The organism is Paenibacillus sp. FSL K6-2859 (assembly GCF_038008265.1).
Classification (GTDB): Bacteria; Bacillota; Bacilli; order Paenibacillales; family Paenibacillaceae; genus Paenibacillus_AQ; species Paenibacillus_AQ nitricinens.
On the sequence record NZ_JBBOYU010000002.1, the window covers coordinates 302,269 to 321,030 of the forward strand.

Sequence of the window (18,762 nt, forward strand, 5' to 3'; positions counted from 1 at the left end):
TAATGTATCGTATGGCCAAAGAGAGGGATTCATTCCACCCTAAAATATAGGGTAGAACTTCATAGTTTCCACACAATTTTTATGTAAAGTATAGTTAATAAAATTAAGATATTACAAATTGGAGGAAATGGAATGAAAAAGGTTTTAATCATTGGATCGTTAACGTTGTTATTAAGTGCCATTTTATCTGGATGTCAAGTAGGCAATAAAGACTCTGAAGCAGCAACCAATGAACCAAAGAGTACTACGATCTCAGAACCTTGGGTGGGGACTAAAAATACGACACGCATTAATACGTCTGATCCGACTCAGGCAGCAGTTCTGGTCTCCCGCACACTTTGGACGGCGGAGACAGAAAATAATAGACCCTCAAGTGTGGTTTTGACCGATGTGAGTAACTGGCAAATCGCTGCGGCTAGCACCGATTTGATTCATCACCCCAGCAATGGGCCGGTTCTCTTTTTTGGCAAAGAGAGTGTTCCTTCTGTAACAATAGAAGAGCTTAAGCGGCTGAAGCCGATGGGTGCTAAAGGGAATGAGAACATACAGATTGTTATTGTAGGGCCAGTATCGTCAAGCGTTGAAGAGCAATTGAACACCTTGGATATGAAGATCGATAAGATTGAAGGGGACGAGCCAGCAGCTGTTGCACAGGCCATTGATGCCTATTATGCAAAAGCAGCGGGTGAGCTTCCACAGGCCGTCATTGTTGGGTCCATGGATAGTCCTGAGTATACATTACCAGCTGTAAATTGGATCGCCCACATGCCAGAACCATTACTCTATGTGAAGAAAGACGAAATTCCTGCAGCTACAGTGGAAGCTCTGAATAAGCGCGGAGGAAAGGCGACCATCTATGTCCTTGGTCCAGACTCGGTTATATCCAGCAAAGTTGAAGAAGAATTAAAGTCTTATGGATCGGTAACCCGAATTGCAGGCGAAAATCCCTACGAAAATGCGATCGCTTTTGCCCAGTATAAAGATACTAACAATAATTTTGGATGGGGAATCACTACGCCCGGACATAACTTTTCGTTCTTGACGACAGATTCGACGATGCTGGCAATCGCTGCTGCTCCATTTAGTCATTTGGGCAAACACGCTCCGTTGATTTTTACAGAAAAGGATGGACTGCCGAATTCTGTGATGGAATATTTGATGAATGTTCAACCCAAATTTCAGAAATCACCTTCAGAAGGTCCCTACAATCATGCCTGGGTAACCGGTGAGAGCTCAACAATTTCTGCCACTACCCAAAGTGAGATTGATGATATGCTTGAGATTTCCCCTGCATCTGGCGGAAACCCGCATTCCGGCCATTAATTGTCATTCATAAACTGATATCAAATTCTTGATATCACTGAACAGGCTGGCACCGGTCAATTCTCGGTTGTCAGCCTGTTTTGGTACACATGATCCGTTGAAAGTCATGATAACCCAATCTTTACCCAATGTTTCAACATATTTTCTACATATTCAGTCCGTACAATAAAGATAGCTAATCAGATCATCAGGTAAGAAATGATAAAGTCGTATACCGAAGGGGAATCATATGAGAGTAGAATTATTTGAAATAGGCGGCTTTACAATTCGATCCTATGGAGTTGTCGTCACACTGGCGGTTTTGGCGGCGGTGGGAGTGGCATTATACATAGCAAGAGATACTTCTTTTCGTGAGCATATACCCAATTTGATGATTTACGTTATAGGTGGGGCAATTCTTGGAGCCAGAATCTGGCACGTGTTCTTTTTTCAATGGGACTATTTTTCGATGCATCCTTCAGAAATTATTGCAATCTGGAACGGTGGGATCTCTATACAGGGAGCATTGATTGGGGGGAGCGTTACCGCAGCAGCCTATGCCCGAATCCATCGGATCTCCTTCTGGGAATTAGCAGATATGCTTGCGCCAGCAATCATATTGGGACAAGCGATTGGTCGCATAGCCTGTTTTCTAAACGGAGATGCTTTTGGTTCACCTACTAATGCGGGTTTTGGAGTCGTTTATCCAGAAGGAACGTTAGCCTATGAGCAGTATGGAGCTGTTCCATTATGGCCGGCAGAAGTCTGGGAGGGACAGTGGGACTTTGTTGTCTTTGCTATTCTTCTTTCCTTAAAAAACAAGAAACTGCCTAGAGGTGTTCTTTTTCTATCCTACAATATTCTCTATGCAGCTGGCCGATTCTTACTGGAATATCTCCGTGGAGATTCTCCGCGGTATGCGCTCGACTGGACAGCTGGCCAATGGACTAGTGTTTCGGTAATGAGTGTGGCTCTGGTTCTTATGGTGTACTTTATAAGAAAACAAAGACTGGATACACCGATAACTAGCGGTACAGCGGGTTGAAGTAGATAAAATAAAGAATGGAGAGTGTGGGTATAATGTCAAAACTACAGGTATTGATCGTAGATGATGAGTGGAATATGCGGAACTTACTTCGTATTTATCTAATGAAAGAAGGATTTCGAATTCAAGAAGCTGCAACGGGTCAAGAAGCCCTGTCTATGATAAAAAAAAACACCTTTGATATCATATTGCTGGATGTAATGATGCCTGATATGGATGGCTGGCAAGTATGCAGGGCTGTCAGAGAAACAGATACCGTACCTATTCTGATGCTCACGGCACGTACGGAAACCAAAGACAAAATCCATGGACTTGGGGTAGGGGCAGATGATTATTTAACGAAGCCCTTTGAACCTGAAGAGTTATTGGCTAGAATGTATTCGTTAATCCGGAGGTCTACGATTACTCAAGTCTTGCAACCCCCACAATGGGTGCTGGATTTTCCAGAGTTAAATATTTTCCCGGATGCTCGAGAGATTCGTATTCATGAGGTTCCTGTAGATTTTACTCAAAAGGAATTTGATCTTCTTATGATGTTAGCCCAGAGCAAACAGCGTGCCTTTACCCGGGAGGAACTGGTTGAACGGGTTTGGGGACATGATTATGAGGGTGAAATTCGAGTGGTGGATACTCATATTAAGAATATTCGTGAGAAGCTGCATAGAGCTGGAATGAGTTATAATCCGATCCAAACGTTGTGGGGAGTAGGCTATAAATTTCAAGCGGCAGAGAATCAAGATGCGAAATAACCGTATAGGGTTAAAACTAGGACTTGTGATCATTACTGTACTCTTGATTGTTTTGTTATTCCTGGGCTTTGCCATCGACAAAATGTTCACAAATTTTTATACCGCCGAAATGCGAAAAGAAACCGAGGAGATTGCCTCCCACTTTTCGGTTATGGCTAATGCTGCCGATACGACATCCGAGCAGACCATGATGACTTTTGCGGAGTTTTCGAATGTTAGTATCTTTAATATTTTAGAAAATGGAAAAGTAAATCTTCACTCCGGTGTCCATGATTCAGCCGACCGAGCGTTTATTCGGAATTCTGACCTCGAAAAGATTTTTACCGGCAAAAAGGTTAGCTTGCTGTATGAAGATCCTGACGGACATCGTTATTTTGTTTCCGGTCAACCGATCTCTAGCGAAGGTGTCATTACCTCAGCCCTTTATGTAATGTCTTCTACGGAACAAATGGAGCAATCCCTATCTGGAGTAAGGAATTTGCTGATCCTCTCCGGGATGGGGGCATTTTTGCTAGCTTTGGGAATTACGTGGATTATCGCCCAAGTCTTGTCTCGTCCGCTTTTACAAATGCAAAAAGCTACTCGTAAAATTGCTATAGGTGAACTGGAAACCCGGATCGAGATCAAAAGTAGAGATGAAATCGGAAGTTTGGCGGAGGCCATCAATGATTTAGCGGCCGATCTTCAGCGTTACCGGGATACCCGTCAAGAGTTGTTCTCTAACATTTCACATGACCTGCGGACACCCATTACCTATTTGGAAGGGTACTCTAAAGTGGTTAGAGATCACCTCTATGAGACCGAAGAGGAGAAAGAACGTTACCTGGATATCATTTATCAAGAGGCGGTCCGGCTGCAGCATTTAGTCGATGATGTTTTCGATTTGGCAAAAATGGAAGAAGGGAAAATACCCCTTTTACTAGAACGGATCAACATGACGGACCTGGTGGAACAGGCTGTCCAAAAAGTTGAATTGAAGAGAAAAGAAAAAAGCTTAAGCCTGTCGTTCCATCCGTATGGCACCAGTTCTTTGGTTCTTGCAGATGGTAAACGGATGGAGCAAATCGTCTTGAATCTGCTGGAGAATGCCGTTCGCTATACAGAGAAGGGTAGCATTAATGTAGATTTGCAGTATACCACTACATCGGTAATCTTAATTGTTGAGGATACAGGGATAGGAATTCCTGAAGAAGACCTGCCTTATATTTTTGAACGGTTTTATAGAGTGGAAAAATCTCGTTCCCGTCAATTCGGGGGGACGGGATTAGGTTTATCCATCGTTAAAAAGCTAATTGAGTTACAGGGCGGGGAAATAACGGTTACCAGTAAGTTAGGCGAAGGTACCCGGTTTGAAGTTCACTTTATGCTGCAACCGAGCCATGGGGGGGAATCATGTGAAGAAAATTGAATGGCTTATATCCTTTCTCTTTATGGGAATAGGGGTCATGTGTATGACCCTGTCAGCCGTTTCTTTTCGGAGTGAGACGCTTCTTCAATTTGGCAGTTTCGTAAAAACATTTTTGATATGTGCAGTACTCATCGCGATAAGTTTGTTCCTGCTGCTGAGAGTATTGAATCTAAACAGAAGGTCAAAAAAATAAACCTTGCCAGTGTGGATAAAAGGGAGCAGTAGTTAATGCTGCTCCCTTTTTATTTCTATTTAAGAACGCTACCACCAAATAGAAAACGTTTTTCCCATTTGGTACCTTCAATGTTATCAATCCGAACTCCACCTGATTTTATGGAATAAGTTTGTATAATTTTACTGTTTCCGATATAAATGCCGTTATGCATAATTCGGGCCTTATTTTTGTTAATCCCCTTATAATCGGTTTCTTTGCTGCCACGGTAAGACATAAAGAACATAATGTCGCCCTGGTTTCAGGATTCTCCAGTTGGTTATGTCCATTCCGTTTTTTTGATATAAGCCCCTTGAGTCCTCGAATCTGCGGGTAGTATGATTCCCGTCCCTTCTAGATAAGCTTGTCTTACAAAATCAGAGCAATCGAAAGTTTTAGTGTTACTACGGATTGAACCAAACTCGTAAGGAGTGCCTAGATAATTCATTCCCTGTCTTATTACGTTCTCTCTCAGAGTACTCGCTGTTGCTGTCGACTGTAAAGGGAGCTCGCTAGCCGCATAGGTAGAAAGAATCCCAGATGGACTCGTGAATAATGTTATGGAGACGAAAAGATAGCTATTGTTTTTTTCATGTTGTGTTCCTCCTTATGTTGTCATGTGAATCTGCTCACATCCTAACATAGGGTTTTATAGATTTGTAAGGCGTAATATTTGGCACCATCATTTTCTATAAACTCCATTGAAACCACATAAAGTCCACATGATTCCCACAAGAACTTTAGCTACAATATGATTTTTTACAAGAACATTCTTTCTCCATACTTTTCCCAAAGTACATTGGTACGCTTGAAATACAGCAAGAGCATCAGAGTATTGTTAGACAAACTGTTCATTAAGAGGAGGAAATGATGCAGATGGACGAGTCGAGTATGCCGTCAGGGTTTAGAGTTTCTGGAAGTGCAGAAGGCATGATGGGCGCGGGGAACTATAATTCAGGTGGTGTGATGAGTGGCCTTTTATCTGGCTTGACTCAGTTGTTAGTTGTGGTGTTAATTCTTAGCCTGGCTATCGGACTAGGAGTATGGGTGAAGAACAAGTATTTTAAAGAATCATTTAACAGAGGGAAAGAATTCATTAGCAATGATCCTATGCTGAAGACGATAGTCGTTCTGGCATCCACCTTACTGGGTGTACTTGTGGTCTTGTATCTCTTGGGTATTCTGATGAATGGAGGATTTTATCCAAATCAAATTGGACTGATTTCCAGCTTAAGTGTTTCGGCAAAAATAACGTTTTTTATTATACTGTTGACCATCCTTATGATCATGGCATTGATTGCTTTCTTATTCAGCTATGTGAAACAATATATCACTATGGCTTCTTCAAATGGAGCTTTCCTTACCTCAGGAAAAAAAGAGAAGCCCACTCAAAAGGATAAAACAGCGAACGATTGAATCTAACATGGAATTGAAGAAATAACGATACGAAATTGGAGGGATTCAAAATGAAAAGCAATAATGGGTGGCTGAAACTAGCCATAATCTCGTTTGTTGGGTTAATTATCATGGTGGTAGGAGGAACCATGCAAGGGACTAGGAATGGTGTATCGATGGATCAGATGGAAAATATGATGCAACAGATGAACAAATTACAGCAGGAAATGATGCAAATGCAGCAAGGCTATATGGGACAACAGGGTTCTACTATGGGAAGCTCAGGCGGTATGATGGATGATGACATGAATATGAACAACGGCAATTCAAGCAGCAGTGGCGGCGGAATGGGAATGATGTAATCGTTCGAATAGTCAAATCCAATGGATTCAGGAAAAAGAACAAGCTGACTTCGGAAAAACCGGGTTACAGCTTGTTCTTTTCTTGTTAATAAATATTTGTGAATTTTTTCTATCTTTATGATTAACCCAATGTTTCTACATATTTTCTACATAGTCATTCCCTACAATGAGACTATAACAAATCATATTTTTATGGAGGTAACGATATGGATTGGTCTTGGCTAATCGCTCTGGTTTGTCCGTTAATGATGATATTTATGATGTTTGGTATGCGAGGTGGACACAGCCATGGTCCTCATAAGAAACAACTTTCCGCTGGTGAGGTACAGCAAGAATTATTGAATTTAAAAGCACAAAATGATTTATTGCAAAAAGAAGTGCAAGGGTTAAAAGATAAAGCAGTCGTAAGGGGGAATTAGGAATGAGTTGTTGTGGAAATCACAATCATGGAAAACAAGCCCACGAGGATAACGGTCATGATCACGGTGAAATAAAAAAACATGGTTGGTTTATGAAATTATGCTGCATCCTACCTATTGTTCTTATAGGGATTATGCTTGTAGCGAATTCTTCCAAAGGGGCATCTAGCAATATCTTAACATACAGCCTGTTACTTATTTGCCCGCTCTCACATTTAATATTGATGCCGCTAATGATGCGAAAGAGAAACATAAAATGATCCTTAATTACTTTAGTTGGAGGGCATAACTATACTATGAACAAAAAAATGATAATCGGTCTGTCTATCCTTATTCTTGCAGTAGGACTCACAGCATGTGGTAATGGTTCAAGTACGAAACTGAACTCTGCACTACCAGCTGCTAATAGTCAAACTGTAGAGTCGAATAAACCCTCCCCAGGAGAAGGAGCCTTGGAAGAAAGGGGAGTCTATTATACAGCGAATGAAGGAGGCAGCATCTCGAAGATAGATGCAGCCACCAATAAAGTACTAGATACCATTCAAATGGATGGAGCCGTTCACAATGTTCAGATTTCACCCGATGGAAAAACCGTTGGAGTAACGGTAGTCCCCGAAATGCCGGAGATGAGTGAGAGTGATGATAATCATAATTCCGATCATGACATGAACGGATCTGCGGTATTTTATGATACAGCAACAAACAATAAGATTCACCAGGTAGAGGTGGGATTACACCCTGCACATATCGTATTTACAGAAGACAATAAGTATATCCTGATCTCCAATAATGAAGATGATAATGTGACGGTTCTTGATGCCAAGACATATGGACAGGTAACAACAATTCCTACGGGAAAGGGACCGCATGGATTTAGAGTTTCTGCAGATAGTAAATTCGCTTATGTTGCTAATATGAAGGAAGATACCGTCAGCGTGTTAAACCTCCAAACGATGAAAGAAGAACAGAAGATTACGGCAGGACAGACTCCTGTTACAACAGGTATAACAAGTGATGGTCAAACCTTGGTTGTTACGCTTAACGCTGAAAATGCAGTTACCATAATGGATTTGGAAAAAGGTAGTAGTGTGAAAGTACCTGTTGGTGCAGGCCCTGCACAAGTCTTTATCCAGTCAGATGATCAATATGCCTTTGTTGCCAATCAAGGTACAGAGGAAAACCCTTCAAACAGCATTTCCAAAATCGATTTGAGTACACAGCAAGTGGTTGCAACCATAGAAACCGGCAAGGGTGCTCATGGTGTCGTAACAAGTACGGATAATATCCGCATATATGTAACGAACATGTTTGACAATACCGTCAGCGTCATAGATAACCAAGAAAACAAGGTGATCTCCCAGGTTAATGTAGGTGCAACTCCGAATGGTATTAGTTACACACCCTAAGCTGATATAGAGTTCATATTGATTTTCAATGAATGAGTACAAAGCGAGAGGGTAAGGACGTTGCAGAACATAAAACGTGGAGACGTTGTGATTATTGGTATCGTACTTTTCATTGTAGGTTTGATATACGGAGTGAAATGGTTTGATTCACGGAATGATACGTATGTTCAAGGCCAGTTAGTTGCCCAAATCACGGTGGATGGCAGAACATATAAGACCGTCAATTTAACAAAGGAAGAGCAAATTATCGATATCCAAACTAAATACGGACATGATACCTTGAAGGTATTTGATTACGGTATCCAGATGATATTTTCTGATTGTCCCAAAAAAATCGCCTTACAAATGGGCTTTATTTCGAAGCCTCATCAGCAGATCATTTGTATTCCTAACCGGGTGATGGTTGAAGTACTTAACCCAGGCGGTAATAAAAATGCGGATGAACTTGACGCTGTCATTTAACTTTTGGGATTTCCTTGAACAAAAATATTTATTTCTGAACTTCATTCATCCCCGTTTATTCAGAGAAGAAGAAAATATAGGAGGAGATACTAAATGAGAAAGAAGTTTTGGATTGGTCTTAGCACAGTTATATTAGCGATGGGTATTGGAACAGCAGTATATGCAGCGGGAGATGAAACATCCCACCTGAAGGACATGCTTCCCTTCATGAAGGAGATGCACCCTAATATGTCCGAAGATCAGTTATTAGACATGCATCAATCCGGAGACATGAGCAAAATGATGCAAGGTGCCGATATGAGCAAAATGATGCAATCGATCTAAGAGGGCTTTCAAATAACAAGCTGACTTCCCGTTTTGAACCGGTTGTCAGCTTTTTTCATTTTTAAGAATATGTATTCATACTTGTAGGAAGCACGAAGTCCTATAGAGTTTGTTGCATTTCCGACATCCATCACCTGCGAAATAAAAATCAGAAATTAAACTGGATCTTGATCGGTTAAACTGAGCTTAGGAGGGGGCATTATTCTCCTTTAAATTGCCCTAAAGGACTCCTCAGGCACATCGTAGAAGAGCAGTGTATGGATGTTGGGACTCACTGATTAAGATTTATGAGCCAAGAAGTAAATTCTCAATGTACTTTTCCAATAAATTCAGTCCCACTTGTCCAATACTTGATCCTGCTTTCACTGTGAATTCCTTGATTTTTTGCATAGCGGTAACCTTGTTAGTTTCAGGAGTTGTTTCATCTTTCAATTCATCAAGTGCAGTTTTTAAATTTAAATACTCTATCTTTGACGACGTTTTATCTTTGAATATTCTTAATAATTGTTCATCAAAATCATTATAATTTAAACCTCCATTTATTTCTTTTGCTATAATTCCCCTTACATTGGAGAGGATTTGTGGGTTGTGAATGTTTACTGTATCTACGTTACTAATGAATCCATTAAGATAGTCAGGACTTGTAATATCTAAGAAAGAGTCTGGTCTTGTCGTTGTAACCATGCTGTTGATTGGATCTGGTGAACCCAGGTCAATCATTTCAGAATGCAATCTATGTTTAATAGCTAACAACTTTGATTCTTGTTCATATTTAATATCTATTGCTAATCTTTTTGCTTCTCTAGCATATTTACTTATAATTTTACTCATCTCATTTACTTGATAAATTTGCATCCAATAGCATACTACTTGCTTGATTAACATCATTTGCACAAACTTCTAAAAAGTCAGTGAATTCAGTGAATGATCTTTCAAAGTTCTCTGAATCCAACGTTTGATCATCACAATAAAAAGAGTATATTACACCATTCTGAGTATTCATTTGATCTAGGTTTACGTTGAATCCCTTCGTTTTCTTAAGATAGTCTGAAAAAAGGGAGAGGAGCTTATCAATTTCATTTGACCATAACTGTTCATTGTTTACATATAACCTAAAAAGTAATCCTTTTGTGGTTTCTTTTAAAAAGGCTCTAGTTGATACTGAAATTTCTAATCTCCGATTATAAGGAACAATTTCAACCCCGCAGTTGATAAGATAATCTATAACTAATTTCTGTTGTGTTTTGCCTGCTTCCCGTTCTTTCTTATACTCTTCATCATCAAGTTCAAGCTCGACGTCAGAATTGAATATGTATTTCAAGTTATCTTCATACACATAGACTTTGTGAAAATATGGTTTCATTGCGGTACATATTCTCCTTAGGCCTTCGAAGTATTCGTCGTCGCAACATCTAAGAATAGCACTTTCAGTCAACTTCATAAAAACATGTGAAATATTCTCTTGTTTTCTGTTTAGCATCTCTCCAATTATCAGGAGAAGAACTTAATAGTTTATTTATATATACCTTATCTAATATCTTTAATTCATTGACAATTGATTCTGTTGTTAATTCACCGATTAACAATACCTTTTCCTGTAGGTTATTCATACGAAATCGCTCCTTATTTTCTTTTATTACTTTCATTTGGCTAATCTTAAGCACTATTAAACATGCTCTAATTTATGAACGTTGTAAGTAAGGTATTATCTTGATTGTATATTCGTGAAAGTTTTAAACTATCCTGCCATGAATACTGGAACGGACGTTGCGATGGAGGCAGTAGATGTAACTCTGATTCGAGGTGACTTGACGAGTATTCCTGATGCCATATATATGAGCCACAAGACAATGACTAAGACCCGCCAGAATCTGTTCTGGGCTCTTGGTTAAAATACTCTGGGTTATTCTTTGCTGCTGGACTCTTGGCGCCTTGGGTTGTAGGAGTGGCTATGGCACTTAGCTCTGTATCCGTAGTTCTAAATGCTCTTCGATTACAACGTGTAAAGCTATAAACATGAAGCGGGTCTGGTATCCCTTTGGTTATCAGAAGTTACGTGTCTCCTACTTTCGATGATTTCAAAAAAGACTTCGAAGAATATCGAGGCCACTGAAAAAGTCCCAATACTAATTTCTCTAAAGACTATACATCCAAGGTGTCAGTTGTAACTACGGGGAATATTTGGACTTCCGGCCGCTGTTGTCGTAAGAATTTCTTGAATTGTACCGCTGTTCGCGGATGAAATTCGGAGACAAAGGCGGTCGCTTTCGCTCCTACAGTTCCAAATTCCCCCTTCGCTACGCTCCTCTAATGTTTTTTAAATTCAAATTATACGGGCGTCTTTTAGAGGGCTATGAAAACTCCATTTCAGGACACCCTTCCTCGATCTTTTCGAGGAAGGGTGTCCTGTTTTGCTGTATATTTATTGTATTAATTCTAGGTGGTGACCCGGATGATTTCAAACCAACAATCCCTTAACCTCAGTCCATTTATGGCGTTTTACGATATCGTCGTACCTAAAGATAATATGCTACGACAAATAAATGACCTCGTAGATTTTTCTTTTGTCCATGAAGAATTACAGAATAAATATTGCCTAGATAATGGTCGAAATGCTGTGCCTCCCATTCGAATGTTCAAGTACTTACTTCTAATTCTCAAGGAATACATGCCTGAGTATCATGTTTAAGTTCTGATGTATGTTTTTCATAAGTTCGTTTGATATCAGTGCCCTTCCTCATCGCCAGTTTTCTCTCTATACCTATGGGAGTGTGGGATCCTGCCGTTTACTGTTGTATACCCTTCAAAGTGATGGTAATGACTGCCTCCTACCAAAGGAATTGCGGGCCCTGTTGTACCTCTAATTAGGTGAACATGCTGATCATTAAATGAGGTTTCTACATTATAATTATGAACATGCGGGACTCCACTAGGAGCTGGATTACGGAAAGAAACCGTTCGTCATCAACATTGAGCAAGTAACGAAACTGAATAATACCTTTCGAACTGCATTATGGTCGGGAGAATATTTTCAAGTTACAGTTATGAGCATTCCGGTTGGAGATGACATTGGTTTAGAAGTACACCCTCATACAGACCAATTTATCCGAATTGAAGAGGACCAGGGTCTCGTTCAAATGGGTGACTCGAAAAATAAGCTGGATTTTGAGACAATGGTCTACGATAACTATGCCATATTGATCCCTGCAGGCAAATGGCATAACTTAACGAACACTGGAAATATACCGTTAAAAGTTTATGTTATTTACGCGCCACCAGAGCATCCGACCGGAACCATACATGTTACAAAGGCGGAGGCAATGGTATCACATTGATAGACGACGCTTTAAATTTAGTATTTATAACTTCAGTTTCATTCAGCAGACAATTATCGAATAGAACAACTGATTTGAAGAAACATAATGTCAAACATGTACGCAATGCGCCAACATTAGTCCCCTCCTTAGTTAAATGAGCCTTTCACCGGATAAAGTTGAGTGAAAGGCTTCTTTCTCGTGTTCATATCCTTTTGCTATCTTCATAACTTCTTCATAAGCTGCAAATTTGTTCTTCATAACTCTCTTATATAGTGTAACTATAAGGAGGAGATACAAATGAAGAAACTTTGGATTGGATTATCAGCATTGGTACTTGTTATGGGGATTGGAACCGCTGGCGCTTACGCTGCAACAGCAAACAATGATACTAACGGCAGCAGTTTTTTCGAAAAAATGCTACCCTTTTCCAAACAAATGCACCCAAACCTGTCAGAGGACCAAATCAAGCAAATGCATGACAATTGCAGCACTTCAAACGGTACGGGAAGTTCAGGAATGATGCAGAATTCTCAATATAGCAGGGGTATGATGAACTTCTAATCCGATCATGATAAGATAAGACCTCATAGAAATGAGGTCTGTCTCATTTTAACAACAAAGCAGGTGATGAAGTTCGTGAAAATTTTAGTGGTGGATGATGAAGAAAATATCCTGCAGGTCATTAAGGCTTATTTGGAAAAGAATAATTATATTGTGTACAAAGCCGATACAGGAAGAGGCGCGATTCATCTTTTTGAAAACTTACAGCCCGATCTGATCGTGCTGGATTTGATGCTTCCGGATATGACCGGAGAGGAAGTATGCAGAATGGTACGTAAATCATCGAACGTTCCGATACTCATGCTGACTGCAAAGAGCAGTGAGGACGATATGGTGAATGGGCTCATGATTGGAGCCGATGATTATATTACCAAACCATTCAGCCCAAGAGAGCTGCTCGCCCGGGTGATTAGTCTTTTAAGAAGAACCAATCAGCGGGAACAAGGGAATATGTCACTGCTGTCATATGCGCAAGGCTGTTTAACAATGGATTTGGAACGTTATGAGGTGAGAATTCACGAGGAGCCCGTATCCCTTACCCATATGGAGTTTAAGCTGCTGGAAATTTTAGCGAAGCATCCGAAGAGAGTGTTCTCACGCCTTGAACTGGTTAACCTTACCCAGGGTGATACCTTTGAAGGATTCGAGCGAACCATCGATGTTCATATCAAGAATATTAGACAAAAAATTGGCGATGACCCTAAACACCCTGTTTTTATCGGTACAGTATTTGGAGTGGGATATAAATTCTTGGTGAGTCCGGATGAGAAATAGAGGCGGATTGAGCAGAAAGCTTCTTATATCCCATGCCGGTGTGGCTCTTGCTGCGCTTCTGTCTATTGTCCTGCTTGTCAACATAGTAATGAATGTTTCGTTCAACCAATATCAGAAAAACCAGGAGCGGGCGGAAATACAAACGTTACTGGAAGTTCTAAAAGAAGCTTATAATGAGTCAACCAGCCAATGGAATACAAATGTATGGATGATGATTTCGCACCAGGCGATGGTTAGTGAATATATCGTTCGTGTATATGACAAAGACCACCAATTGATTTGGGACACTAGCCAAATGGGGATGCAAAGAGAAGTGAATTCCCAGCCTAAGCAAGACACCATTACAAAAGCAATCGTAAAAGACAATCAGCAGGTCGGGACATTGGAATTTCAACCAGTGAACGAAACATCGCAAAGCCAAAATCAGCAGTTTCTGCGAATGTTTAATACATTGTTATGGGCCGCAATGATTCTCGTTATTGCCGGGACGTATCTGTTTAGCCGCTATATGGCCAAAAGCATTAGCAAGCCTCTTTTAGAGATTAAAGATATCGCTTCGCGAATGAGAGAGGGAGATCTCACTTCCCGGGTTGAAGTTATAAATCAAAATACAGAGATTGATGACGTGGGGCGTGCGCTCAATCATTTGGCTGAAGGGTTGGAAAAGCAAGATCAGTTAAGGAAATCACTGACTGCTGATGTGGCGCATGAGCTGCGAACGCCCTTAACTACTATACAAAGCCATTTGGAAGCTTTTCAGGATGGCATATGGGAACCGACGCCGAATAAGCTTCAAGTGTGTCATGATCAAGTCCTGCGACTGGTTCGACTCATCAGTGATTTGGAAAATCTGGCTGCAGTAGAGAATCCAATGGTTCAGCTGAAGACGGAGATCGTATCTCTTAACGATATTGTTGAGATGTCGTTAAATACAGTATCCAGCCAGTTTAGGCATAAAGGACTTACAGCTGACCTGATAAGTACAAATGACGTTTGGATCACAGGGGACCGTTCGCGGCTCGTTCAGGTATTCGTAAATCTGATAAGCAATGCATTCAAATATACGAGTTCTGGAAGTATTCATATTGAAGTGTTAAAAGAGAAAGCAGAGGGCGTAGTCATCGTATCCGATACCGGAATGGGAATACCTGAAGGTGAACTTTCCTATATCTTTGAACGTTTCTACCGCGGGGAGAAATCAAGGAATCGAAAGACTGGCGGAGCCGGAATAGGACTAGCGGTTGTTAAAGCCATAGTGGATGCTCATGCCGGATCTATTCATGTTGAAAGTGAGAATAAAAAGGGAACTACTGTTTGTGTTCGTCTTCCATTAATTCGATGAAAGGATGAGAGGAAATGATGATGGGTTATGGCTCTGGGTTCGGAACATTTGGATTAGTCATCAATTTTTTACTGATCGTAGGTGTAATCTATTTGGTGATAAAATGGGTTGGGGGCAATGGGAATTCACGATTTATTGACAATACTCCAGAGAGAATCTTGGATGAACGCTTTGCAAGAGGTGAAATCACGGAGGAAGATTATTACCGGATGAAGAGCATTTTGCGGGATTGATAACATTAATGGAGATATGGCAAAAGAACAAGGAGCCCACCTCATTTGATTTATCTCCCTCCTGGTTTGTTTATAATTCTAAAAAGATCATCTTTTGGGGAAACGAGAAATATTTGCTCAGAAAGAAACTTATCCATCAAGCAATTCTAAACCGGATGTCTTTAAATGTTCACTTGATCAGCGGTGAAACGTATTGTGGTGTATGTAAGGAGCATGAATTATAACCACACATAACTCATCTACAATAAAAACATCAACATAAGCAACATACAGAGGAGGTATACAGATGGAGTGGTCTTTATTACTGTTGTTGATTTGTTCGCTAATGATGATGTTTGGGATGAAAATGTTGCATGGTCAAGGATCTTTTTCAAACGGAACAAAATCAGAGTGGAGTCTTGAGAAAGAATACAATGAGCTAAGAGTGCAGAATGAACAATTGAAAAAAATCCGCCATTTGTCTAAATAAATCATATTCTTAGAAATAAATAAACGACATGAGAAGATAATACTGAGGAGGAATTTAAGATGGATTGGTCAATACTGCTGTTGTTAATTTGTTCGTTAATGATGATATTTATGATGTTTGGGATGCGGAGGACGCATGGTCAAGTTGGAGGCTCTAATCAGTCACAATCAGATTGGAGTCTTCATCAAGACTATAATGAGATAAAAGTGCAAAACGAACAATTGAAAAAAGAAATCGGAAAGTTATCCATTAACTAAGTGTACTATCCTAGTGTCTAAATTATATCTTCAATACAAAGGCATAAAAATGTACAGGAACTAGAATGTATGGTAGGTGAGAATAGTGTTTAAACATCGAGTGTTAATTGTAGATAATACAGGGCTACGAGAAATTCGATCCGCTTTTACTTATTGGGTCAATAATAGAAGCAACTACGGGTCAGGAAGCGCTGGCGATGATAAAAAATCATCCCTTTGATATTATCCTATTGGATGCCAGAATACCGGATATGGATGGATGCCAAGTATGCCAAATACTTAGAGAAACAGACACTATACCGATTCTTATGCTCTCATCGTGTACAGAACTCAAGAATAAAGTTCGTTGTTTTCGGATCGGTGCGGATGATTTCTTAACCAAATCTTTTGATTTGGAAGAATTGTTAGCCCGAATGAATGCTTTATTACGCCGGGTAGCGATGACACAAACTTCCTTTTCAATGGCAAATACGTTGAATTTCTCGAGGATAAAGCTACACTTTAATCTTAGAGAGATTCAAATAGATGAGACTGTTGTATCACTAACTGAAAAGGAGATGGAGTTACTCGCTACCCTTGCTAAGAACAGTCAATTCGTATCTACCAGAGATGAACTGATAGATAGTATATTCGGATACGATGGGGGGACACGTGTTATAGATTCTCATATTAAAAATATATGTAAGAAACTGAAAAGTGCGGGTTTAGAATATAACCCTATACAAACAATAAGAGGAGTTGGATACAAGTTCTTAGTTTTCACTGAGAACGAGTAGTGAAAAAATCACATTAAGCCGGGCTGAATAATGAGTTATCTTAATTAAAAAGGTCTAAGAAAAGAGGGGCATGCTTCGGCAGCTCCTCTTTTTGCTATATCAATTGGAAATGTTAGTAACTCAACTTGAGTAAAAATACATAAAACAGGGCATCCCTAATGAAAAATGAAATGAAGTAGGTGAGAGCATATTGGTATAAAAAAATAGTTATTACGATTGCCCTCTTTATTATGGTATTTCATCCGTCTGATACAGTTCACGGACAATAGAGGTACCGGCGAAAGTCGCTTTTATTCGGAACGGCAACGTAGGGTGTATGTAAATGGTACGGAGAGCCAGGTATCTAGTTCGGGGAAGGCTTTGAGCCTAGATTGGTCCGCTGATGGAGTGTTACTTTCCTATGTTGAAGAAGATGGAGAAAATCCGCCTCAGCAGAGCGTTAAGATCTATGATGTTAGCACCAAAAAAACAATAAAAATCTATAAAGGGTATTTGTCGAGGTGGACTCCCCACGGTAGTATTCTTGCCTATAAATACAGTACTGTGCTCAATGTTTCAGACTTGAAGAAGTTTAATAACGCTGCAATTGGAGTAGATGAATATGTCTGGATTCCTGACGGCAGCGGATTTATTCTATCAAAAAATGGCGACCTCACACCGGAAGGTTGAATGGGAGCGACGCTTTATAAGAAGATACTGCCGAAGAATTGGGCGGGGGCGAGCTCTTTGGAGAACGTCGAAAAATTTTATAGGCTATCGAATGAGATATCAAATAACGGTTCAAAAATCATTGCGGTCAATCCCAGTGATTTTTCTTTCTCGCGGAGCGGCAGCTGGCTTTCATTTGTTGTATCACCAACAGCATCCTGGTCTATGGACAGCAATATGGTTTGCGCGATCTCATCCGATGGTCGTCATTTTGAAGTATTGGATGAAATCATTTTAGAAGTCGGACGTCCGAAATGGGCACCTTCGAAAGACAGCTTAGCGTATATTGCAGGTGGGGGAAGACTTGTGTTTGGGTTTAAGGAGAAAGATTTAATGACGAAGGAATTCCCTACATTTACAACTTATACACCGGAGAATTACGCCGACTTGGATTTTGCTTGGAAGGACGACGATACGATTTACGTCTCTCGGGTTAAAGAAGCGGAATGGTCAAATGATTTTTCTAAACTCCCTTTGCCAGCTTTATATATTGTGGATACCGTATCAGGCGAACAAACCACCAAGGTTACAATTCCACCAGAAGGATATGGCGATTACGGTCCCGACTACATTCATTCCGTCGATAAATTGATTTGGATACGAAAATACCATTATACAGACACGAATATCTGGATTTCCAATCCTGGCGGAAGTGACGCATACCTATGGCTGAAAAGTGCCGCCTCGCCGGTAATTTATCATCGTCGAAAGGATTCCTAACAGTAATTTCATTCAACTAACGGAAAGATTAGATGAATAAACTAGCGGCAGTTTAAGAGTTTTTCTCGTGCTGTTTTTTTACTGGTGTCCATCTAATTTCAGGAAGAGTTTCCGCTTGTGTACCTAGTGGTTCTTCCGGATTCGGACCGGGTCTCTGGCCGCCGGACGTCCAACTGTATGCCAAAAACAGTTCATGCTCAGGCTACTTTTATTTTCTCTTAATAGTGTCGGTCGCATTACGGATACCTTCCTCTAGGTTATCAGTCTATAACTTATTTATCAAAGGCTGACGATTTCTTAGCTCCAAAACCTTGTAGAATCAACGATTCCAGTCTAAACTATATTTTCTTCATATATCTGAGTGGAAAATAGGGTTAGTGATGAGAGATAAGATGACAGAACAAAATGAATTTTTATTTGCTGTAGGCAAATTTTGTCAGTAAGTTGAGCGACGAAATGTACTAGAAATAAGTCCATAAAAATCACATTCTTTCAACATTGAGTCCACACATAATCCTTCTA

22 protein-coding genes and 5 pseudogenes are annotated in these 18,762 nt (G+C 40.2%); 22 read left to right on the top strand and 5 right to left on the bottom strand.

The genetic code is table 11. The features are described from left to right. Window positions 1-132 precede the first annotated feature (132 nt). From MHB64_RS32175 to MHB64_RS32190, 4 genes are all read left to right on the top strand, one after another. On the top strand, window positions 133-1,323 hold the full coding sequence (locus MHB64_RS32175; RefSeq protein WP_094874481.1) for a cell wall-binding repeat-containing protein: 1,191 nt from the start codon (window positions 133-135) through the stop codon (window positions 1,321-1,323). Between the two features lie 229 nt (window positions 1,324-1,552). Further along, window positions 1,553-2,347 carry a prolipoprotein diacylglyceryl transferase gene (lgt, locus tag MHB64_RS32180; protein ID WP_094874482.1) on the top strand — a complete coding sequence of 265 codons (795 nt, stop codon included), beginning with the start codon at window positions 1,553-1,555 and terminating at the stop codon, window positions 2,345-2,347. Between the two features lie 35 nt (window positions 2,348-2,382). Then, complete coding sequence (locus MHB64_RS32185) at window positions 2,383-3,096, top strand: response regulator transcription factor (RefSeq protein ID WP_094874483.1); 714 nt, start codon at window positions 2,383-2,385, stop codon at window positions 3,094-3,096. Then, window positions 3,086-4,504, top strand: coding sequence for a sensor histidine kinase (locus tag MHB64_RS32190; protein WP_094874484.1), 1,419 nt, complete (start codon window positions 3,086-3,088; stop codon window positions 4,502-4,504). The genes MHB64_RS32185 and MHB64_RS32190 overlap by 11 nt, the downstream gene beginning before the upstream one ends. Before the next feature lie 248 nt (window positions 4,505-4,752). Here MHB64_RS32190 and MHB64_RS32195 read toward each other — a convergent pair. Next, window positions 4,753-5,163, bottom strand: a pseudogene (locus MHB64_RS32195) (C40 family peptidase). A 428-nt stretch (window positions 5,164-5,591) separates the two neighbouring features. Here MHB64_RS32195 and MHB64_RS32200 point away from each other — a divergent pair. From MHB64_RS32200 to MHB64_RS32225, 6 genes are all read left to right on the top strand, one after another. Next, the gene (locus MHB64_RS32200; protein ID WP_143812217.1) at window positions 5,592-6,131 is read left to right on the top strand and encodes a hypothetical protein; all 540 of its coding nucleotides are present in this window, start codon (window positions 5,592-5,594) and stop codon (window positions 6,129-6,131) included. A gap of 50 nt (window positions 6,132-6,181) precedes the next feature. After that, window positions 6,182-6,472 carry a hypothetical protein gene (locus tag MHB64_RS32205; RefSeq protein WP_094874487.1) on the top strand — a complete coding sequence of 97 codons (291 nt, stop codon included), beginning with the start codon at window positions 6,182-6,184 and terminating at the stop codon, window positions 6,470-6,472. A 206-nt stretch (window positions 6,473-6,678) separates the two neighbouring features. After that, entirely contained in the window at window positions 6,679-6,891 is a 213-nt protein-coding gene (locus MHB64_RS32210; RefSeq protein WP_094874488.1) for a DUF2933 domain-containing protein, read from the top strand. Between the two features lie 296 nt (window positions 6,892-7,187). Next, the gene (locus tag MHB64_RS32215; protein ID WP_094874490.1) at window positions 7,188-8,297 is read left to right on the top strand and encodes a YncE family protein; all 1,110 of its coding nucleotides are present in this window, start codon (window positions 7,188-7,190) and stop codon (window positions 8,295-8,297) included. A 60-nt stretch (window positions 8,298-8,357) separates the two neighbouring features. Continuing rightward, on the top strand, window positions 8,358-8,759 hold the full coding sequence (locus MHB64_RS32220) for a NusG domain II-containing protein (protein WP_094874491.1): 402 nt from the start codon (window positions 8,358-8,360) through the stop codon (window positions 8,757-8,759). A 93-nt stretch (window positions 8,760-8,852) separates the two neighbouring features. Further along, the gene (locus tag MHB64_RS32225; RefSeq protein WP_094874492.1) at window positions 8,853-9,083 is read left to right on the top strand and encodes a hypothetical protein; all 231 of its coding nucleotides are present in this window, start codon (window positions 8,853-8,855) and stop codon (window positions 9,081-9,083) included. A gap of 285 nt (window positions 9,084-9,368) precedes the next feature. On the opposite strand, the gene MHB64_RS32230 is transcribed toward MHB64_RS32225, so the two are convergent. The 3 genes from MHB64_RS32230 to MHB64_RS32240 form a co-directional block, all read right to left on the bottom strand. Then, on the bottom strand, window positions 9,369-9,938 hold the full coding sequence (locus tag MHB64_RS32230) for a hypothetical protein (RefSeq protein WP_094874493.1): 570 nt from the start codon (window positions 9,936-9,938) through the stop codon (window positions 9,369-9,371). Continuing rightward, window positions 9,916-10,446 (bottom strand): hypothetical protein, encoded by a 531-nt coding sequence (locus MHB64_RS32235; RefSeq protein WP_094874494.1) that lies wholly within the window; start codon window positions 10,444-10,446, stop codon window positions 9,916-9,918. Before MHB64_RS32235 ends, MHB64_RS32230 begins: the two co-directional genes overlap by 23 nt. Before the next feature lie 64 nt (window positions 10,447-10,510). Continuing rightward, window positions 10,511-10,693 (bottom strand): hypothetical protein, encoded by a 183-nt coding sequence (locus tag MHB64_RS32240; protein ID WP_094874495.1) that lies wholly within the window; start codon window positions 10,691-10,693, stop codon window positions 10,511-10,513. A 135-nt stretch (window positions 10,694-10,828) separates the two neighbouring features. Here MHB64_RS32240 and MHB64_RS32245 point away from each other — a divergent pair. Then, window positions 10,829-11,097: pseudogene (locus MHB64_RS32245) on the top strand (heavy metal translocating P-type ATPase); the annotation flags it as partial. A 438-nt stretch (window positions 11,098-11,535) separates the two neighbouring features. Further along, window positions 11,536-11,736, top strand: a pseudogene (locus tag MHB64_RS32250) (IS5/IS1182 family transposase); the annotation flags it as partial. A 71-nt stretch (window positions 11,737-11,807) separates the two neighbouring features. On the opposite strand, the pseudogene MHB64_RS32255 reads toward MHB64_RS32250, so the two are convergent. Continuing rightward, window positions 11,808-12,023, bottom strand: a pseudogene (locus MHB64_RS32255) (YmaF family protein); the annotation flags it as partial. On the opposite strand from MHB64_RS32255, the pseudogene MHB64_RS32260 reads away from it, so the two are divergent. The 10 genes and pseudogenes from MHB64_RS32260 to MHB64_RS32305 form a co-directional block, all read left to right on the top strand. Beyond that, window positions 12,023-12,418, top strand: a pseudogene (locus MHB64_RS32260) (cupin domain-containing protein); the annotation flags it as partial. The pseudogenes MHB64_RS32255 and MHB64_RS32260 sit on opposite strands and share 1 nt — an antisense overlap. Before the next feature lie 279 nt (window positions 12,419-12,697). Beyond that, entirely contained in the window at window positions 12,698-12,961 is a 264-nt protein-coding gene (locus MHB64_RS32265; protein WP_094874686.1) for an FAD/FMN-containing dehydrogenase, read from the top strand. 66 nt (window positions 12,962-13,027) lie between these two features. Then, a complete protein-coding gene (locus MHB64_RS32270; RefSeq protein ID WP_094874685.1) occupies window positions 13,028-13,735 on the top strand; it encodes a response regulator transcription factor in 708 nt (235 codons plus the stop codon). 7 nt (window positions 13,736-13,742) lie between these two features. Next, window positions 13,743-15,077, top strand: coding sequence for a sensor histidine kinase (locus MHB64_RS32275; protein ID WP_341136364.1), 1,335 nt, complete (start codon window positions 13,743-13,745; stop codon window positions 15,075-15,077). A gap of 14 nt (window positions 15,078-15,091) precedes the next feature. Then, on the top strand, window positions 15,092-15,310 hold the full coding sequence (locus tag MHB64_RS32280; RefSeq protein ID WP_094874683.1) for an SHOCT domain-containing protein: 219 nt from the start codon (window positions 15,092-15,094) through the stop codon (window positions 15,308-15,310). 286 nt (window positions 15,311-15,596) lie between these two features. After that, window positions 15,597-15,779: a DUF2933 domain-containing protein gene (locus tag MHB64_RS32285; RefSeq protein ID WP_094874681.1), complete on the top strand. Its 183-nt coding sequence runs from the start codon at window positions 15,597-15,599 to the stop codon at window positions 15,777-15,779. Between the two features lie 59 nt (window positions 15,780-15,838). Then, the gene (locus MHB64_RS32290; RefSeq protein ID WP_094874680.1) at window positions 15,839-16,036 is read left to right on the top strand and encodes a DUF2933 domain-containing protein; all 198 of its coding nucleotides are present in this window, start codon (window positions 15,839-15,841) and stop codon (window positions 16,034-16,036) included. Window positions 16,037-16,200: 164 nt separating this feature from the next. Then, window positions 16,201-16,812, top strand: coding sequence for a response regulator transcription factor (locus MHB64_RS32295; RefSeq protein WP_256990066.1), 612 nt, complete (start codon window positions 16,201-16,203; stop codon window positions 16,810-16,812). A 360-nt stretch (window positions 16,813-17,172) separates the two neighbouring features. Then, entirely contained in the window at window positions 17,173-17,481 is a 309-nt protein-coding gene (locus MHB64_RS32300) for a hypothetical protein (protein WP_143812463.1), read from the top strand. A 57-nt stretch (window positions 17,482-17,538) separates the two neighbouring features. Beyond that, window positions 17,539-18,240, top strand: coding sequence for a hypothetical protein (locus MHB64_RS32305; RefSeq protein WP_143812229.1), 702 nt, complete (start codon window positions 17,539-17,541; stop codon window positions 18,238-18,240). Window positions 18,241-18,762: the final 522 nt, after the last annotated feature.

What these genes read in the sequence shown, in the direction of transcription:
- MHB64_RS32175 (WP_094874481.1), top strand. Translation starts at nt 133, where the DNA reads ATGAAAAAGGTTTTAATCATTGGATCGTTAACGTTGTTATTAAGTGCC.
- MHB64_RS32210 (WP_094874488.1), top strand. Translation starts at nt 6,679, where the DNA reads ATGGATTGGTCTTGGCTAATCGCTCTGGTTTGTCCGTTAATGATGATA.
- MHB64_RS32285 (WP_094874681.1), top strand. Translation starts at nt 15,597, where the DNA reads ATGGAGTGGTCTTTATTACTGTTGTTGATTTGTTCGCTAATGATGATG.
- MHB64_RS32270 (WP_094874685.1), top strand. Translation starts at nt 13,028, where the DNA reads ATGAAGTTCGTGAAAATTTTAGTGGTGGATGATGAAGAAAATATCCTG.
- MHB64_RS32290 (WP_094874680.1), top strand. Translation starts at nt 15,839, where the DNA reads ATGGATTGGTCAATACTGCTGTTGTTAATTTGTTCGTTAATGATGATA.
- MHB64_RS32190 (WP_094874484.1), top strand. Translation starts at nt 3,086, where the DNA reads ATGCGAAATAACCGTATAGGGTTAAAACTAGGACTTGTGATCATTACT.
- MHB64_RS32265 (WP_094874686.1), top strand. Translation starts at nt 12,698, where the DNA reads ATGAAGAAACTTTGGATTGGATTATCAGCATTGGTACTTGTTATGGGG.
- MHB64_RS32215 (WP_094874490.1), top strand. Translation starts at nt 7,188, where the DNA reads ATGAACAAAAAAATGATAATCGGTCTGTCTATCCTTATTCTTGCAGTA.
- MHB64_RS32185 (WP_094874483.1), top strand. Translation starts at nt 2,383, where the DNA reads ATGTCAAAACTACAGGTATTGATCGTAGATGATGAGTGGAATATGCGG.
- lgt (WP_094874482.1), top strand. Translation starts at nt 1,553, where the DNA reads ATGAGAGTAGAATTATTTGAAATAGGCGGCTTTACAATTCGATCCTAT.
- MHB64_RS32240 (WP_094874495.1), bottom strand. Translation starts at nt 10,693, where the DNA reads ATGAATAACCTACAGGAAAAGGTATTGTTAATCGGTGAATTAACAACA.
- MHB64_RS32200 (WP_143812217.1), top strand. Translation starts at nt 5,592, where the DNA reads ATGGACGAGTCGAGTATGCCGTCAGGGTTTAGAGTTTCTGGAAGTGCA.
- MHB64_RS32205 (WP_094874487.1), top strand. Translation starts at nt 6,182, where the DNA reads ATGAAAAGCAATAATGGGTGGCTGAAACTAGCCATAATCTCGTTTGTT.
- MHB64_RS32235 (WP_094874494.1), bottom strand. Translation starts at nt 10,446, where the DNA reads ATGAAACCATATTTTCACAAAGTCTATGTGTATGAAGATAACTTGAAA.
- MHB64_RS32225 (WP_094874492.1), top strand. Translation starts at nt 8,853, where the DNA reads ATGAGAAAGAAGTTTTGGATTGGTCTTAGCACAGTTATATTAGCGATG.
- MHB64_RS32230 (WP_094874493.1), bottom strand. Translation starts at nt 9,938, where the DNA reads ATGCAAATTTATCAAGTAAATGAGATGAGTAAAATTATAAGTAAATAT.
- MHB64_RS32280 (WP_094874683.1), top strand. Translation starts at nt 15,092, where the DNA reads ATGATGATGGGTTATGGCTCTGGGTTCGGAACATTTGGATTAGTCATC.